This is a genomic window from Arthrobacter methylotrophus (assembly GCF_039539965.1).
Classification (GTDB): domain Bacteria; phylum Actinomycetota; class Actinomycetes; order Actinomycetales; family Micrococcaceae; genus Arthrobacter; species Arthrobacter methylotrophus.
The window spans coordinates 214553-229422 of the sequence record NZ_BAABED010000001.1; the positions used below are offsets into that span (position 1 = coordinate 214553).

The window sequence follows — 14870 nt, forward strand, 5'->3', positions numbered from 1 at the left end:
CTTGAGTTCTGGCTGAATTCATGAACATGCCTGCGAAGCCCGTAGCCGTAATTCCCTTAGAACAGCGGCCAGGGCACCGCCGACATCTCACCTTTCGGAGCCGGAAACCGGCCTGCCAAGCGCAACCGGGCGCAGCGCGCGGCGAGCGATGCGATTTCTTCGGCGCTGAGCAAGTCCGCCAAGCCTCGGCCCAGCCCACCGTGCAGTCCTTCGCTGACACGATCGATGCCATCGAGTTCCTCGGCGGTCAGAGGCTCTCCCAGCCATCCCCACAGCACCGTGCGCAGCTTGTGGTCACGGTGAAAAGTGAGCCCATGGTCCACGCCATGCCGGTGTCCGTCCGTCATGGCAAGAATGTGGTCGCCTTTGCGGTCGGCGTTGTTGACGACCGTGTCGAACACCGCCATGCGTCTGAGCGCTGGCGAGTCTTCGTGAACAAGGGTGACCATCCGTCCGTTCTCATCTCGTCCCTCGAGAACGTGTTTCCAGCCCGTCTCCGGCACCTGGTCCGTCGCGACCAGGTTCACGGCGTTTTGGGTGGGGTCTTGCTCTTGCCAGAGCTGCACCATTCCTTCGCCCATCGGACCACCGCGCAGCCAGGTGTGCGGCACGACGTCCCAGCCGAGGACCTGCGAGACCAGGTAGGCGGCTACCTCCCGGTGAGCCAGGGTGCCGTGGGGAAAATCCCACAGCGGAGTTTCGCCTGCTATCGGCTTATAGACGACCACCACGTCGCCGATGCGGCCCAGAAATGTAGCGTTTGAAGCCGTCGTGATGCGGCCGGTGAGCGTCAGCTCGGCGGTCACTAGGTCCGGCGTTGGCATCAGACCTCGGGAAGCGTGCAGATGTGTCCGTCGGCGTCTATGGGGTAACCGCAGAGCGAGCACGTCGGACGCCCGGCGCCCACGATCTCACGGGTGCGCTTGGCGAATGCGCGGGCGGTGCCGACCGGCATTCTCACCAGCAGCATTTCGGGCTCGTTAGCGCCGTCCTCATCAAGCGATGCGTCGTTGTCATCAGCATCGACATCGGTGATGGGGTAGGCCTCTATTACGACCTGGGCCGTGGTTGGGTCCCAATCCAAGGTCATGGCGCCGGTGCGAAACTGCTCTTGAACGGCCTCGAGCTGGTCATTGTCGACAAGTTCAATGGGAGTACTTGTGGGAACGCTGAAGGGGTTGCCCTCGACGGTGATGAGCTGATCGAGAATTTCGTCGATCTTCTCCGCGAGCAGAGCCGACTGCTGCTTCTCCAGGGCAATACTCACGATCTGCGTTCCTGCGCGCACCTGCAGGTAGAACGTACGCGCCCCCGGAAGGCCAATGGTGCCGACGACGACCCGATCTGGCCAGGCAAACTCGTGAACTCGTGTAGACATGTCAGTATTTTAGGCACATGAGGTTCATGGCGCCTCTTGCCCTGCACCGCCGCCCACCGGCGCATCGCCAGATTGGATGCCGTTTGACAGCCACGACAGATCACCCGCGTCGGTGTTGGTTGCGTAGACGCTCGGCCGACTAGCGCCGTAGCGCACGATCGATACGGAGGCGGGGGCCACGTTAATACGCTGGAACAGGTCAAGGTGCATGCCGAGCGCGTCGGCGAGGATTGACTTGATGATGTCACCGTGACTCACCGCGGCCCACACGGCTCCCGGCCCGTACTCGGCTTCGAAGGCTGCGTCGTGGCGTCGAATCGCTGCCACCGATCGGGCCTGCATCGCGGCCATGGATTCACCGCCGGGAAAGACGACGGCGGACGGTTGCAACTGCACAACCGGCCACAAATCCTCGGTCGCGAGATCACTGAGCGTGCGGCCCTGCCACTGGCCGTAATCGCACTCGGTGAGATCGAAATCGACCGGTGCGTACGGCGTGCCGGCCTGGCGATCGAGGATGAGCCGGGCGGTCTGCTGACAACGCTCAAGAGGGCTCGACACCACCGCGACTAAGGGCACGGCCGCGAGCCGGTCTCCGGTCAGAGCCGCCTGGTCGCGCCCGATCTGGTCCAGGCTGACGCCGACGGCCCGACCGGCCAGCAGCCCAGTGGCATTGGCTGTGGTGCGGCCGTGCCGCACGAGAATAACTGTCGCCATCCACCCAGCCTAACCACCCGCTCATTGGCGGTGTGAACTGCACCGGGTCGTGCGTCCATTCACTCATCGAACCAGATGGTGCACGGATCGAGGCTCCTTGGCGACCCGACGTGCCGGTGGAGGATCCTTGGGTTCTTGCGGTGATTGCAACACTTAGCGGATGGGTGTTGTCGTGGCGAGGTATTCGATTTTTGTAAGACCGGATCTTCTGCAGCTGTTTTGGGCCGGGATGCAGGCCGGTGATTTCATCACTGACGCTGTTGTGCCGATCGATACGAGCAGGCGGACCGGGCGACGGGTCTTGGTCGAGGCCGGGGGTGTCAGGCCGCGCCGCGGCCGGGATCTGAAGGGCAGGTGCCTGACCTTCGCCCAGCGTGAGGAGATCGCGATACTGCGCGCCCAGGGACACTCGCTGCGCCGGATCGGGGCCGTGGTCGGCCGATCTGCCTCAACGGTGTCCAGGGAGCTTCGGCGCAATTCGGTGGCCGGGTTGCCTTACCGGGCGACGTCGGCTCATGCTCTGGCGTATGAGCGGGCCTCGCGGCCGAAACCGGCGAAACTGCACACGAACACGGTGTTGCGTGCGAAGGTGGAAGAGGACCTGAAAAAGAAGTACTCGCCGGAGCAGATCGCAGGACGACTGCGGGTTGAGTTTCCCGATGAGCCGGAGATGCGGGTGTCACCTGAGACCATTTACCAGTCCCTCTACGTTCAGTCCCGCGGAGCACTCAACCGTGATCTGGCCGCGTGTTACACACCGGGCGTGCGCTCAGGCAGCCCTGCAGGAAGGCCGGCCAGCGGAAGAACCGGATCCCGGGGATGATCAATATCTCGGAGCGTCCCGCCGAGGTTCAGGACCGTGCGGTGCCGGGGCATTGGGAGGGCGACCTCGTGCGCCACGAGGCGCTGTTTTACCGAGCGGAGGTGGAAGACCTTCGCCGTTGTGCTGTCGCAGCAGCATGACGAAGCTGGGGGTAGCCTGACCCGGGAAACGCCGGTGAGGGTGGAAAGCAGCCCCGACAACGCCGGGACGGGCCAGTACTACCGGATGGTCCGGGTCCGGCAAGCAAGGCGGGAAGGTGTACGCGAGGAACCAGTGCTAAAAGCTTCTCAAGTCTCCCGCCAGCTCCAATCCGGTGGATATGGGCTGGCCTGCGGTGCGTACCGCCCCCTCATTACGGAGCGGGAACTTGGATGTCGGTTAAGGTCGTTGGCAGTGGAGGCCACGGTGAAGGCCTGCGGCGTAGCCGTGGCGATATCGCAGGGGCATAGCTGGGCGCCTAACCTGCCGATCGGTTGACAGTGAACGTGGGAACCACCGCGCGGCTCCCGGCTTCGGCGTCTCGGCCAGAGACGGCAAGGTCCGGGTTGATGCGTTGTCCGTCGACGGCGGCACGGTGGGGCGGAGGGGTCGTAGTAGTCCGAGCGGGGGAAAGCCGCGCACATGGCGAAGAGCCCCAGCGGATATGACGCAGTAGCTACTGCAGGAACGGAGGCACTGGTGAATACCGGTGAACCGCGTTGGGCTGACCTCGATGAGGCAACCGTGCGGGTACGTGCGATGCAGACGAAACTGCACCATTGGGCGGTCAGTGATCCTGACCGTCTTTTCGACGATGTGTTCAACCTCGTCCACGACCGGGATTTCCTCACCGTTGCGTGGGCCCGGGTCAAAGGAAATAAGGGTGCCCGAACGGCCGGTGTTGACCGGCGCATTCCGGCCCTGATCGGTGGAGGTGCCGAAAGCGTGGAGTTTCTGGAGGCGGTCAGGGAGCTGTTGAAGTCCCGGGCGTTTGTCCCGTTGCCGGTGAGGGAACGCATGATCCCCAAACCGGGAAGCACGAAGTTTCTCCGACTTGGCATTCCCACTGCAAGGGATCGGGTGGTTCAGGCATCCTTGGCGTTGGTGCTGGAACCGATATTCGAGGCGGATTTCAAACCGGTGAGTTACGGTTTCCGCCCCAAGCGTCGGGCGCAGGACGCGATCGCCGAAATTCATGCCATGGGCACCCGGAATTATCACTGGGTGTTTGAGGCCGATATCTAGGCGTGTTTTGACGAGTTGAAGCACTCGGCAGTCATTGCCGAGGTACGCAAGCGCGTCACCGAAAAGCGCGTTCTGACCCTGATCGGCAGGTTCCTGAAGACGGGCATCATGTCCGCCGAGGGGAAAATCAGGGAATCTGACACCGGCACTCCGCAGGGAGGGCTATGCGCAGCTGCGCATAACCCAGCGCTGCTCATAGGGCGGTATCGTCTCACCGCTTCTGGCCAACATCGCGTTGTCGGTGCTGGACGAGCATTTCTGCGCTAAATGGGATGCCCATGGCAGCCCCTACCGCAGGGAAGCACACCGGAAGCGGGGCGGGGCCACCTATCGGATCATCCGTTATGCGGATGACTTCGTGATCATGGTGGCTGGCACCAAAGCCCACGCAGACGCGCTCTGGGACGAAGTCGCCGAGGTGATAGCCCCCCTGGGGTTAAAGATCTCCGTTGCCAAGTCCCGGGTTTGCCATCTGGACGAGGGGTTCGACTTTCTCGGTTTCCGCATCCAGCGGCGGCAAAGGAAAGGAACAACCAAAATGAGCGTCTACACCTACCCGCCCAAGAAATCGTTGCTATCGATTCTCGGGAAAGTGCGGGCGCTGACACGTCGATCAGAACACCATGGGTTGGCGGATCTGCTGGGCCGGCTCAACCCGGTCCTGCGGGGATGGTGCAACTATTTCCGCCACGGGGTCTCTAAAGCGACCTTCGGCTACCTCGATGCGTTTACGTGGCATCGGGTCACCCAATGGATCCGCAAACGACACCCGGGAATCACGTGGCGGGACCTCTACCGGCGTTTCCTGACCGGAAGGCCCGGAAACCAACCAGAGGTCAACGGGACCACGATGTTCGACACCGCGACGATACCCATCACACGGTACCGGTGGCGAGCATCAAACATCCCGACACCGTGGGCCACCGCCGCCTAAGGAGTGGCTATCCGTGGAGCGCCGGATGCGATGAGAGTCGCATGTCCGGTGCGGAGGGCGGGTCGGGGAAACGGGCCGGGAGCAATCCTGGCACCGCGCCCCGGCCCGACCCTACATCATCGGCAAAGGCAACCAGTCCGCGATCGGGACTCTTGTGGAGCGGACCACCAACTACACGATGCTCGTTCATCTTCCGGACGGGTACAAAGCTGAACAGATGCGCGACGCCCTGGCAGCCAAGATCAAGACGCTCCCCGAGGCGCTGAGGCATACCCTCACCTGGGACCAGGGCATCGAAATGCAGGATTGGGAAACCGTGAAAATAGACGCCGGTATCGACATCTACTTCTGTGATCCGCACTCACCCTGGCAGCGGGGCATCAACGAAAACACAAATGGCCTGCTGCGCCAGTACTTCCCGAAAGGCACGGACCTGAGCATCCACAGCGCGGAAGACCTCGACTGGGTCGCCCAGGAACTCAACGACCGGCCACGCAAAAGACTAGAGTTCAGAAAACCGATCGAATTGATCGAAGGACTCCTGTTGCAATAACCGCCTGAATCCGCCGATCCTTCACCGGGCGGCTCAGTTGAAACGCGGACCGAAGGCTATGGCATCCAGATCGTGGGTAGTTGTGTTGGCTCCATGAGGGACAAGATGCTGCCCATCATGCGCGGGACGACAGCGTTCAATGACGAGTCTGGCGGGCTGCTCTATTACCCAGACGTCGAGGGATTGCTGTGCACCCCAAGCGACGTTTTGGCCGCCGACGTGCCGCAAGAGTTTGCTAATTCTTTCCAGGTCCTCGGCCGGGGGCTCGGGAATTTGGTGGTCCATCTGTGGTCGTCCCATGCTCAAGAATCGCATTGAAGCTGAAACGCATTTCGTATGACCATCGCTTAGCGATGATTTCGCAACTGTTGCGCCGCAACACACCCCGACGGTCTGCGGGACGATCTGCGCTCCTACGTCGTGGACAAGATCGCGGACCCGGACGGGGTGCTGGTCGTCGACGAGACCGGTTTCTGAAGAAGGGCTGACGGTCCGCCGGCGTGGCCAGACCGCCAAGGGCGAGGCCGGGCTCGACCACTACCAGGTCCGTCAGTACACCGGCTGGTATCGGCACATCACCCTGTCCATGCTCGCCCACGCCTTCCTCACCGTCGTCTAGGCCAAAAAGGAGGTGCCGGAACCGGACCGGAAGGCCTCGTAGCGCTCTCCCTGCCTGAGATCCGGCACCTCATCACCGGCCTGGCCTGGTCATGCATCCGGGACCCGGCCACGTCCTCGACCGCTCAAACCGGCGCCGAAAACATCAGCACAACGCCCGCCGGCACCACTACAGGAAACGGCAAACAAAGAAACAAACGTGGGTACTGAACCAGAACCAGCGCACCGCCTATCAAGACCGTCCGATCGCACCTCCGCACGGTCTGGTCCGGATTCGCGAACGCAATCGCCGGTTTTTTCGTACGGGGCATCACAATCCGAGCCGGGAGCGCTATTGAACAGTTGGAACCTCTCGAAATGAAGGACCGAATGAAGGACCGGTTAGCGAAAGTGAGGGAGATAGTTCAACAAGGTGAGCCCTTATCCAGACCCGTGGGCGGACTTTGGCGCCCGTGCCTACCCTTGGCATTCTGGCAGCCGCTTCCGCGGCGGCGACTCCGACCCCAGCCACGGCACTTACCAACGGCAACGATCTGACAATCGTCGACGCGCCGCCAGATGTGACCTTAAAACTTCAAACTTTCACGACAAAACTGTTAATTGCTTTCCTGAAAGGAGATATTCATATGTATGGTAATAGTGGGGTCCCGCCAGCGGCGGGCGGTATCGTCGGTGGAACTCTCGCCTATACGGGGGTAAACACGACGGCAGCAATTCTGGTTGCCGGCTTCTGCCTGCTCACAGGGATACTGTTATTGGTCAGGAGCAGGCATTTCAAAAAGACCGCTGACCAGATCCTCTAATAGCAGGGTCGCCAAGCCGCCGACAACCGGATATACGCACGGAAATTGCTAAACTCAAAAGGTTCCAGCGACATCACCTAATTCCGTTCGGGGAGATTGGTATTTCGACATTCTTCCCGAACGGAATTAATTGATGAATCCAAGCCGTCCAAAACTCGCGTCTAAGGTTCCAAGAGGTACCCGAGAGCAAATTCGAAAGCAAGAAATGAACGTCTATTCATCTGAAATTCCGTTGCCCAAGCTGGGACGGCACGCCGGGAAATCAAGACGGCCCGCAAACAAGAACATCAACAAAGCACTTCGGACTGCTGGCGCCCTAGGGATAGTGGCCTTCGCTGTGTTCTTGGTATGGCAGATCCCAGTGGCTGCCACTTGGGAGGCCCATGTGGCAGCTTGGTGGCTGAATCCCTTGCTGGAGAAGGGAGTGACCAGCCACGGCCCCTACTACTTGGTTTGGATTGATCCCGACAGGCTCATAGCATTCAACGTCACTTCAGAATGCTCGGCTGTGGTTCTAATTGCCCCGCTCCTCGTCGTTGGGGCGTTCTTTATACTCTCCCAGCGCGTCTCTTGGCTCCGGGGGCTTGCCGGAATCGTGAGTATGCTCGTCATCGTCATCGTCACCAATCAAGCCCGCTTGGGATTGATTGCGTGGGCAACCCAGACATGGGGTATTTCCCCAGGGTACGAAATCAGTCATCGGCTGGTTGGTTCCTTGCTCGGTATTGCCGGTTTCATTGCCAGCCTCATAGCCCTCATTCTGGTCAGCGGGCTTCGCCGGGCCAGAACGGTAAAGGAAGAGGGCGGTCTCCCGTGACTTTGCCGGAGTCTCTGCGTCTTGATGCTATTCAGGTGTACCCGAATACTGTCGATTCAACTCCCTCCGGCTTCCGGCGGGGAGCCCTTTCCCGAAGTGAATGAAGAGTCATGCCCCCTATTTTTGGATCCATCTCCTTGGTTCTCACCGTCTCTTTCCTGTCCTATGTGGCGTTTATCTTGGTCCCCTATATCCGTCATAAACCCGAGGTCCCGGGTGATGATTCAGCTTTCACTTGGCATATTTTTATACCCTGCCGTGATGAGGCTGTGGTGATCGGGAATACCATCCAACGCCAACGCGAACGTTTCCCCGATGCCCACCTATGGGTCATTGATGACGATAGTGATGATGAGACCTCAGCGATCGTCGCCTCGTTTGCTGCCGTAGATCCCTTCGTTCATCTGGTACAACGCCGCCGTCCGGAGGCCCGCACAGGAAAGGGGGATGCTCTCAACGCTGCCTATGTCCAATTCAATAGCTGGCTCCCCGACTCCGCCGACCGAAAAAAGGCGATTGTCGCCGTCGTTGACGCGGACGGGGAAATGGCTTCCAATGCCCTCGCAGCCGTGGCTTCTGAGGATTGTTTCGGCAACCCCCGGGTTGGTGCCGCCCAAATCACGGTATGGATGAAGAATAGGGATGACCGCCGCCCCTACCCGGACAAGGGACGGCTTGCAAACTGGTTCGCCAGCTATCTGATCCGCATGCAGGACATCGAATTCCGTACCGTGATCCTGGCCATGCAATCCCTGCGAACACGTACCGGAACGGTCGGGCTGGGAGGTAACGGGCAGTTCACCAGACTCTCAGTTCTTGACGAAATCGCTCAAGGATACAAAGCACCCTGGCACGGTGCCCTCCTGGAAGACTACGAGCTTGGTCTGCATGTGATCCTGGCCGGCTACGAGAATCGTCAGATCCACGATACCCATGTTGCGCAGGAAGCATTGCCCAGTCTGCGCCGCTTGATGACCCAGCGTTCGCGCTGGTCCCAGGGAAACATCCAATGTGTGAAATACCTCAAGGACGTTATCCAGTCCCGGCACTTTGATGCCTCCGGCATCCTGGAATGCTCCTACTACCTCTTCCTGCCCTTCATCCAGATCTTTGGCTTTGCTGTGATTACCGTTCTCTTTGCTGGGCAGATCCTTGTTGCCATGAGCGACCCGGTAGCAGGACAGAATCTCATCAACAATCTCTGGGCCATTATTGTCCTCGGCATCATCTTCGGCATCACGCCGTTCGCCATCTGGGGTGTGCTGTACAAATTACGGTGCGAGCCCGGAACAAGCTGGTTTCAGGCAATTGTCTGGGGAATCGGATTATGGCTCTTCGTCCCATATATTTTAGTGTCCATCAGCCGCGCCTTTGGACGCATCATCACCGGGCGAAACGGGTGGGCCAAGACCCGCCGAAACGGTGAAGTCGGCTCCGTCGGTCCCGTGGCTAAGGAATCCTAAGGAGCTATATGAACATGAGTATCGAGCCAGCCAGGGAGTCGGGACGCCCTGCTTCAACGCGGCGCCTAGACTCTGCGAAATGGACAGGACCTCACACCAAGGAACGGGCCAGTCTGGCGGCGGTTGTGGTATTGGACGTCGCAGTCGTGTTTTTCGGTGCATATCTGCTATGGATCTTTGCCGGAGACACCGTTGTTTCCGGCCCGTTACTTGGTCGTGCTGCCTGTTTCGTGGTCTGCACTGTGTTGCTGGCCGTCCGGGCCAGGTTCTCCGCGGCGGCTGCCAGCAGGGATAAACTCCACTCAAAGCACCGTTTCCTGCAGGCTTTCGTCATTCTACTCAGCCACATTACGCTCGGAACCGCACTCCTGGTGGCCTGGAACATCACAGGAAACTATCTTCTGGGATGGTTCGCCTGTTTTGGTAGTATCTTCTTGGCAACAGGTTCTTGGTGGCAGATGACCGCCGTCGTTGCCACCGAACGGTCCCTTCCCCTCCTTGTCATCCGTATGGTCGGAATCACCGCGGGCATTATCGGCGTTATCCTCACACACCCAATACACACCTGGGGACCATCCATCATTGAATCCGTCGTTGTGCTGCTCAGTTCAGGGATCTTCTTGAGCACCATCGTCCTCTATTGGTTACGAGCCCTCCTACCAGACAAAAGACCACAACAGGCTGACATCAGGCCCCTATGACAACCGTCAAAGCTCCCCACAGCCGAAGGGAATCGAATCACTCCACCACGAACACCCCCAGGGGAATGGGCAAGTTCTAGCGTCACTACCCAAGGAAGCCTCCGTGCAGGGGAAGTGCACGTCGGAGCGGAAGGCCCAGTGAACCAGGACGTGCTGATGGCCAGGGTTGGGCGGAAAGTGGAAGACAAACGGCTCTTGAAGCTGATTCGGTGCTATCTCGAAGCGGGAATCATGGCTGACGGGGAAGGAATGGAAACGTCCGCGCACTCGTATCGCGAATCTACGCAAGCTCGGGATCAGGCCGGATCTGGCCTATCAGTGGGGCAATAGCAACCGAGCGTACTGGCGGGTCGCGAAAGACCCGGGCCTCCCACTCGATTTGTTTACCGGGTGCAAGCGCAGTAAACAGGGCGGGAATGAACAGGATGTCCGTTGCCCCGGGGTAAATTCTGGCTCGAGCGCGGGATGCTGGCGCGCCGGGGCTGCTTCAAGTCCGCGGCCGCAAGCTCTGGGAGACCATGAGCTCCTACTGGCCCACCGGCGACCAGCAGCCCAACGCCACCCCGGCGGAGATCGAGTTCGCGCGGAACTGGCGGGACACGCCGAAGGTGGTGTTCTCCTCGACGATCGAGAAGGTCGATTGGAACACCCGTCTGGTCACGGGCGGCGCGATCGACGAGTATGCGATCGTTACCCATCCGGTCCTGGTGGGCGGTGGCACTCCGTTCTTCACCTGGACGGCTGGGTGAACCTAAACCTGGTGGAGACGCGCGAGTTCTTTCCGCGGACCACTCCCGGATGCGCTCCTGGTTGAAGTCGTAGCCGTAAACCTCCTGTCCGAGCTCGGCGAGGTGTGCGCCGATGTTACCGCCGATGGGTCCTAGCCCAATGACCAAATGCATGAGGATTCCCTAAGCGTGATGAGGGGGGTGGATTAGTCGGCGGCTTCCGGGGTGAGGCCCCGCTCTGCCATGACTTCCTTGACGAGGGTCAGGGCGTTGAGCACCCTCGGGAATCCGATATAGGGGATGCAGTGGATCAGGGCGCCGACGATTTTCTCCTTGCTCAGGCCCACGGTGAAGCCCGTATTGATGTGCAGCTTCAGCTGGGGTTCGGTGCCCAGGGCCACCCGTGTGGAGATGGTTACCATGGTTTGCTCCTGTTGGGTCAAACCCGTGCGGGAGTAGATGTCGCCGAAGGCGAAGGAGACGATGTAGTCGGAAAGGTCGGGGTCCAATTCCTTGTATGACTCCACGAGTTTGGCGTGGTCGAAGGTGTTGGCGTGTTCGGTGGAGACGAGCTCCATCATGCGGTCGAGGCCGCGCTGATAGCGATCCGTGATCATGTGCGTATTCCTCTTTGTCTAGTGGGAAATAACGTCCCGTGTACTTTTGCGAAACGCTACGTTGCGTTACAATAGTAGCATCGAACAACGAGTTGCGAAAAGATGGTTGAGGAATGAATTTTCTACAGGGAGTCGACGGTTCCCCGGCCGGCGCGGATGCGGGGCACCGCGCGGGTTCCGGGCATTCGGGACGGCGCGCGCGGTCCGAACAGAAGATTCTTGACGCCACGCGGGAACTTCTGGGGGAGGAAGGGTTCGCCAGCTTAACGGTGGAAGGCGTCGCTGCGCGGGCGGGAGTGGCGAAGACGACGATCTACCGGCGGTACCGTTCCAGGAATGATCTTGCCCTGGCCGTCTTGCTGGACATGGTGGGTGACGTCAGCACCCGGCCATACGCCGAGGAAACCGAAACCGAACTGACGAAGCTAGTGGACCGGACAGCCGAGCTCATGCGCACCTCGGTGATGGGACGGATCATGAAGGGCCTGGTCTCGGAAGTCGCCGCAGATCCCGAGCTTGCACAGGTTTATCGGGAACGGGTAGTGAGCCACCGGCTGGCGGACGTACGTGCCTTGGTTGAGCATGGCATCTCAAGGGGGGAGCTGAGGGCCGACCTCGACGCTGAAATGGTCACGGACCTGCTGCTCGGCCCCATCTATTACCGCTTCTTCCTCAGTGGTGCCCCGTTGGACGAGGGTTTCGCTAAGCGCCTCGTCACCACCTTGCTCCCGGCTTTCACCCCTCGTTGATCACGCGAAGGGCGTTGAGCGTGCGGGGATAGCCGATGTAGGGCAGAAGCTGGGTGACGACGTCGAGCAATATTGCCCGACCGTTGCCGACGTTCATGTTTGCGGCCACGTGCCCCTTGACCTGCGGCTCGCACCCGCCAAGCGAAACGAGCATCGAGAAGGTGAGGAGCTCGCGCATCGGCACAGTGATGCCGGTGCGTGTCACATGGTCGCCGAAGCAGTTTGCCGACAGGTAGCGCTGGAAGTGCATCTCGTCGTCGGGAGCTGAGGCGTACATCTTCTCGATGACCTCGGCCCCGATGATGGCTTTCTGCACCGCGAGGCCCTTCTCCGCCCGGTCCTCGGCGGTGGTGGTCAACTGGCCCGGCAGCGGCAGTTCGACGCCGTTCTCAGTGAGGATCTCGTTCGTGGCACGGATGAAGTCAAGGACCTTGGCCATGCCGACATATGGAACTGCCTGGTAAACGATTTCCTTGATTTCAATCGGCGTGACGCCCACGGTGAGCGCTGCGCCCAGCGTGACCCGGTATTCGCTCAGGGCCTGCGAGGCGATCATCGACGCAAGCTGGACCATGAGGCGGGTCCGTGTGTCCAGGTTTCCATGGCGCAGCACTTCGTCGAAAGCGAAATTGTTGAAGTAGTTGAAGAGTTCGGGATCGGTCACCTGAAGCGGGGAGACACGCCCCGGGAACAGCTCCTCGTGGTTCCTGCGCGCTTCCTCGGTAATGGCCATGGCTGTCCTCCCGAGCCTCGGTGGTCTCCTTCAACCACTCAACACCAAGTCCGAGCGGAAGGGGAGACCCCGCCGCACTCGGCGGCAGGGCTCAGCAGCCCTCGAAATCCGTGAGGACCTTGACCTTGTCCGCTGATGCCGATGCCGGGTCGAAGGAATAACCGAGCCACTCCCGGGCAAGCCTGCTGGCAAGTTCCACCCCGACCACGCGCTGGCCCATGGTGAGCACCTGGCAGTCGTTGGACAGGATGGAACGCTCCACGGAGAAGGAATCGTGCGCGGTGGTGGCGCGGATACCGTCCACCTTGTTCGCTGCGATGGCCACGCCGATTCCCGTACCGCAGAACAGGATGGCCCGGTCCGCATGACCGTCCCTGATGAGCTCGGCCGCCTTGATCCCGACGTAAGGGTACGGCGTGGTGAAGTCTTCCCCAGAGTCGCTGCGGTTGACGCCAATATCGATGATTTCGCTGACCCTCGGATCGTTCCGCAAGTCAGCCATGATCCGGTCTTTGTAATCCACGCCTGCTTCGTCGGAGCCCAGAACGAGTCGGAAACCCATGGTTCGTCTTTTCGTGGTCATGCGATGGCTCCGGAGTGCTTGCCGGAAGCCACGACGGCGCCAGCGGAGCCAGCATTCCTGGGGTGGACAAGGTGCAGCTTCGGCCCAGGCAACTTCCGGAAGGACATCCTCGGACACGAGCTTGTTGAAGGTGTCCACGAAGGGGAGCAGGGCATCCACCATGGTCTTGTCGCCCACGTCGGCCTTCCCCAGTTCGATGATCCGTGCAGCGAACGCTGTCATGCCGGCTGCCAGTTCGCCTGGTCTTGGTCCTTGCTCATTGCCGAGGGATTCGCCGAAAGCCCGAAGGGCTGCGCCCCGCAGAACTCCCGACGTTCCGCCGGCCTTGTCCGCCCAAGCATCGCCGGCGGCCCCCAACATTTCGCCGGCTCCGGCACCGTTGGCCAGCGCCTTCGCGGCGGCCGACGTGGCGGCGTCGATGCCGCGGACCATCCCGCGGCCGTGGTCGCCGTCGCCCGCTACCGCGTCCATGTGGCCAAGCTGCGTTTCGGCGTCATGTAGTGCTTCCCTTGCAGCCTCCAGGGCGGCCGCGCAGTTCGCGGCGTAGTCGCGTGAGTCCGGGGCGGCCGCGAACTCCGGGGCGACAGCGCCGCCGTCCTCACCGGCAACGAGACACTGCTTCATTCCTGGGAATCGCTGGAGGGATCCATCCGGATGTCCATCATGTTCGCGGGGCTGGAAAAGGGCGTCAAGAACATGAGCGTCGAGCGCCACCACGACATTGTGGCCGCCATCGAAACCGGGGATGCGTCACTGGCCCGCAAGACCATCATCGAGCATATGGACAGCGCTGCCGCGGTGTTGGTCGCATAGGGGCTCGACGGCGGGTGCCCGCGGCGGCTTCTGCATCTGTCGCAAGAGAATCGTTACATGTAACATTGATTTCATGGCAGTTCGAGATCGGGTCGGCGAATACCGTAAGCGGATGCGCGAGCACGGCTTCCGTCCCATCCAGATATGGGTGCCGGACGTTCGGTCTCATGGGTTCGACGCCGAAGCCCACCGGCAGGCCGCTGCCGTGGCAGCTGCTGGACAGCACTCCGATGACCAAGAGTTCATCGAGGCTGTGGCAGCGTCCTGGGACGACGAGTGAACCGCGGCGAACTCTGGACAGTAGCCGGCGGCGTCTACGCCTCCAAGCCACGGCCAGCGCTTGTGATCCAGGATGACCGATTCGACGTCACCGATTCCGTTACGGTGCTTCCTCTGACAACAACCCTGATCGGTGCACCTCTCCTGCGGGTCGGTGTGTCCGCCTCGGAGCTGTCAGGCTTGCGGCAAGAAAGTCAGGTGATGATCGACAAGTTGACGACGGTACGCCGTTCCAACGTGCAAAGCCGGGTCGGCCGCTTGACGGCCGCTCAGCTCGTTGAGATTGAAAGGGCTTTGCTGGTATTCCTCGGCCTTGCCGGCTAGCACAGCGTCCGAG

The 14870-nt window shown here is 60.8% G+C and carries 19 protein-coding genes and 5 pseudogenes; 16 read left to right on the forward strand and 8 right to left on the reverse strand.

The window, feature by feature from the left end; genetic code table 11:
* Positions 1 to 56: 56 nt before the first annotated feature.
* The 3 genes from ABD884_RS01085 to ABD884_RS01095 are packed head-to-tail and all read right to left on the reverse strand — an operon-like array spanning position 57 to position 2095.
* Complete coding sequence (locus ABD884_RS01085; RefSeq protein WP_345034187.1) at positions 57 to 824, reverse strand: SCO1664 family protein; 768 nt, start codon at positions 822 to 824, stop codon at positions 57 to 59.
* Positions 824 to 1378: a DUF3090 domain-containing protein gene (locus ABD884_RS01090; RefSeq protein WP_345034190.1), complete on the reverse strand. Its 555-nt coding sequence runs from the start codon at positions 1376 to 1378 to the stop codon at positions 824 to 826. The genes ABD884_RS01085 and ABD884_RS01090 overlap by 1 nt, the downstream gene beginning before the upstream one ends.
* A 24-nt stretch (positions 1379 to 1402) precedes the next feature.
* Positions 1403 to 2095: a histidine phosphatase family protein gene (locus tag ABD884_RS01095; protein WP_345034199.1), complete on the reverse strand. Its 693-nt coding sequence runs from the start codon at positions 2093 to 2095 to the stop codon at positions 1403 to 1405.
* Between the two features lie 160 nt (positions 2096 to 2255).
* Between ABD884_RS01095 and ABD884_RS01100 the strand changes: the two are divergent.
* From ABD884_RS01100 to ABD884_RS01130, 6 genes and pseudogenes are all read left to right on the forward strand, one after another.
* Positions 2256 to 2989 (forward strand): annotated as a pseudogene (locus ABD884_RS01100) (IS30 family transposase); the annotation flags it as partial.
* A 109-nt stretch (positions 2990 to 3098) separates the two neighbouring features.
* Positions 3099 to 3395, forward strand: a complete 297-nt coding sequence (locus ABD884_RS01110) for a hypothetical protein (RefSeq protein WP_345034216.1) — start codon at positions 3099 to 3101, stop codon at positions 3393 to 3395.
* Between the two features lie 144 nt (positions 3396 to 3539).
* Positions 3540 to 4142 carry a hypothetical protein gene (locus tag ABD884_RS01115; protein ID WP_345034221.1) on the forward strand — a complete coding sequence of 201 codons (603 nt, stop codon included), beginning with the start codon at positions 3540 to 3542 and terminating at the stop codon, positions 4140 to 4142.
* A 15-nt stretch (positions 4143 to 4157) separates the two neighbouring features.
* Positions 4158 to 4409, forward strand: coding sequence for a hypothetical protein (locus ABD884_RS01120; RefSeq protein WP_345034228.1), 252 nt, complete (start codon positions 4158 to 4160; stop codon positions 4407 to 4409).
* Positions 4384 to 5076, forward strand: a complete 693-nt coding sequence (locus tag ABD884_RS01125) for a group II intron maturase-specific domain-containing protein (protein WP_345034233.1) — start codon at positions 4384 to 4386, stop codon at positions 5074 to 5076. Before ABD884_RS01120 ends, ABD884_RS01125 begins: the two co-directional genes overlap by 26 nt.
* Before the next feature lie 115 nt (positions 5077 to 5191).
* Positions 5192 to 5629 (forward strand): annotated as a pseudogene (locus ABD884_RS01130) (IS30 family transposase); the annotation flags it as partial.
* A 33-nt stretch (positions 5630 to 5662) separates the two neighbouring features.
* Here the strand turns inward: ABD884_RS01130 and ABD884_RS01135 are convergent.
* Entirely contained in the window at positions 5663 to 6145 is a 483-nt protein-coding gene (locus ABD884_RS01135; RefSeq protein ID WP_345034237.1) for a hypothetical protein, read from the reverse strand.
* A gap of 554 nt (positions 6146 to 6699) precedes the next feature.
* On the opposite strand from ABD884_RS01135, the gene ABD884_RS01140 reads away from it, so the two are divergent.
* The 6 genes and pseudogenes from ABD884_RS01140 to ABD884_RS01165 form a co-directional block, all read left to right on the forward strand.
* Positions 6700 to 7050, forward strand: coding sequence for an LPXTG cell wall anchor domain-containing protein (locus ABD884_RS01140; protein WP_345034242.1), 351 nt, complete (start codon positions 6700 to 6702; stop codon positions 7048 to 7050).
* Between the two features lie 205 nt (positions 7051 to 7255).
* On the forward strand, positions 7256 to 7867 hold the full coding sequence (locus tag ABD884_RS01145; RefSeq protein ID WP_345034246.1) for an archaeosortase/exosortase family protein: 612 nt from the start codon (positions 7256 to 7258) through the stop codon (positions 7865 to 7867).
* A 110-nt stretch (positions 7868 to 7977) separates the two neighbouring features.
* On the forward strand, positions 7978 to 9330 hold the full coding sequence (locus ABD884_RS01150) for an XrtP-associated glycosyltransferase (protein WP_345034249.1): 1353 nt from the start codon (positions 7978 to 7980) through the stop codon (positions 9328 to 9330).
* A gap of 14 nt (positions 9331 to 9344) precedes the next feature.
* Positions 9345 to 10031 carry a hypothetical protein gene (locus ABD884_RS01155; RefSeq protein WP_345034255.1) on the forward strand — a complete coding sequence of 229 codons (687 nt, stop codon included), beginning with the start codon at positions 9345 to 9347 and terminating at the stop codon, positions 10029 to 10031.
* Between the two features lie 138 nt (positions 10032 to 10169).
* Positions 10170 to 10361 (forward strand): hypothetical protein, encoded by a 192-nt coding sequence (locus tag ABD884_RS01160; RefSeq protein ID WP_345034259.1) that lies wholly within the window; start codon positions 10170 to 10172, stop codon positions 10359 to 10361.
* Between the two features lie 155 nt (positions 10362 to 10516).
* A pseudogene (locus tag ABD884_RS01165) lies at positions 10517 to 10845 on the forward strand (dihydrofolate reductase family protein); the annotation flags it as partial.
* 120 nt (positions 10846 to 10965) lie between these two features.
* On the opposite strand, the gene ABD884_RS01170 reads toward ABD884_RS01165, so the two are convergent.
* A complete protein-coding gene (locus ABD884_RS01170; protein ID WP_345034265.1) occupies positions 10966 to 11376 on the reverse strand; it encodes a carboxymuconolactone decarboxylase family protein in 411 nt (136 codons plus the stop codon).
* Positions 11377 to 11489: 113 nt separating this feature from the next.
* Between ABD884_RS01170 and ABD884_RS01175 the strand changes: the two genes are divergently transcribed.
* Complete coding sequence (locus tag ABD884_RS01175) at positions 11490 to 12125, forward strand: TetR/AcrR family transcriptional regulator (protein ID WP_345034279.1); 636 nt, start codon at positions 11490 to 11492, stop codon at positions 12123 to 12125.
* Here the strand turns inward: ABD884_RS01175 and ABD884_RS01180 are convergent.
* The 3 genes and pseudogenes from ABD884_RS01180 to ABD884_RS01190 all read right to left on the reverse strand — a co-directional run.
* Positions 12112 to 12858 (reverse strand): carboxymuconolactone decarboxylase family protein, encoded by a 747-nt coding sequence (locus tag ABD884_RS01180; RefSeq protein ID WP_345034286.1) that lies wholly within the window; start codon positions 12856 to 12858, stop codon positions 12112 to 12114. The genes ABD884_RS01175 and ABD884_RS01180 overlap by 14 nt on opposite strands.
* A gap of 91 nt (positions 12859 to 12949) precedes the next feature.
* Positions 12950 to 13420 (reverse strand): ribose-5-phosphate isomerase, encoded by a 471-nt coding sequence (locus ABD884_RS01185; protein ID WP_376953705.1) that lies wholly within the window; start codon positions 13418 to 13420, stop codon positions 12950 to 12952.
* Between the two features lie 126 nt (positions 13421 to 13546).
* Positions 13547 to 14065 (reverse strand): annotated as a pseudogene (locus ABD884_RS01190) (DAK2 domain-containing protein); the annotation flags it as partial.
* Between ABD884_RS01190 and ABD884_RS01195 the strand changes: the two are divergent.
* The 3 genes and pseudogenes from ABD884_RS01195 to ABD884_RS01205 all read left to right on the forward strand — a co-directional run.
* Positions 14039 to 14254 (forward strand): annotated as a pseudogene (locus tag ABD884_RS01195) (FCD domain-containing protein); the annotation flags it as partial. The pseudogenes ABD884_RS01190 and ABD884_RS01195 sit on opposite strands and share 27 nt — an antisense overlap.
* 73 nt (positions 14255 to 14327) lie before the next feature.
* On the forward strand, positions 14328 to 14534 hold the full coding sequence (locus tag ABD884_RS01200) for an antitoxin MazE family protein (protein ID WP_028265446.1): 207 nt from the start codon (positions 14328 to 14330) through the stop codon (positions 14532 to 14534).
* Entirely contained in the window at positions 14531 to 14857 is a 327-nt protein-coding gene (locus ABD884_RS01205; protein WP_345034314.1) for a type II toxin-antitoxin system PemK/MazF family toxin, read from the forward strand. Before ABD884_RS01200 ends, ABD884_RS01205 begins: the two co-directional genes overlap by 4 nt.
* Positions 14858 to 14870 lie beyond the last annotated feature (13 nt).

Bases quoted from the DNA above. Each gene is read 5' to 3' on its own strand.
- ABD884_RS01085 (WP_345034187.1), bottom strand. From the start codon at position 824: ATGCCAACGCCGGACCTAGTGACCGCCGAGCTGACGCTCACCGGCCGC.
- ABD884_RS01090 (WP_345034190.1), bottom strand. From the start codon at position 1,378: ATGTCTACACGAGTTCACGAGTTTGCCTGGCCAGATCGGGTCGTCGTC.
- ABD884_RS01095 (WP_345034199.1), bottom strand. From the start codon at position 2,095: ATGGCGACAGTTATTCTCGTGCGGCACGGCCGCACCACAGCCAATGCC.
- ABD884_RS01115 (WP_345034221.1), top strand. From the start codon at position 3,540: ATGGCGAAGAGCCCCAGCGGATATGACGCAGTAGCTACTGCAGGAACG.
- ABD884_RS01145 (WP_345034246.1), top strand. From the start codon at position 7,256: ATGAACGTCTATTCATCTGAAATTCCGTTGCCCAAGCTGGGACGGCAC.
- ABD884_RS01150 (WP_345034249.1), top strand. From the start codon at position 7,978: ATGCCCCCTATTTTTGGATCCATCTCCTTGGTTCTCACCGTCTCTTTC.
- ABD884_RS01155 (WP_345034255.1), top strand. From the start codon at position 9,345: ATGAGTATCGAGCCAGCCAGGGAGTCGGGACGCCCTGCTTCAACGCGG.
- ABD884_RS01170 (WP_345034265.1), bottom strand. From the start codon at position 11,376: ATGATCACGGATCGCTATCAGCGCGGCCTCGACCGCATGATGGAGCTC.
- ABD884_RS01175 (WP_345034279.1), top strand. From the start codon at position 11,490: ATGAATTTTCTACAGGGAGTCGACGGTTCCCCGGCCGGCGCGGATGCG.
- ABD884_RS01180 (WP_345034286.1), bottom strand. From the start codon at position 12,858: ATGGCCATTACCGAGGAAGCGCGCAGGAACCACGAGGAGCTGTTCCCG.
- ABD884_RS01185 (WP_376953705.1), bottom strand. From the start codon at position 13,420: ATGGGTTTCCGACTCGTTCTGGGCTCCGACGAAGCAGGCGTGGATTAC.
- ABD884_RS01200 (WP_028265446.1), top strand. From the start codon at position 14,328: ATGGCAGTTCGAGATCGGGTCGGCGAATACCGTAAGCGGATGCGCGAG.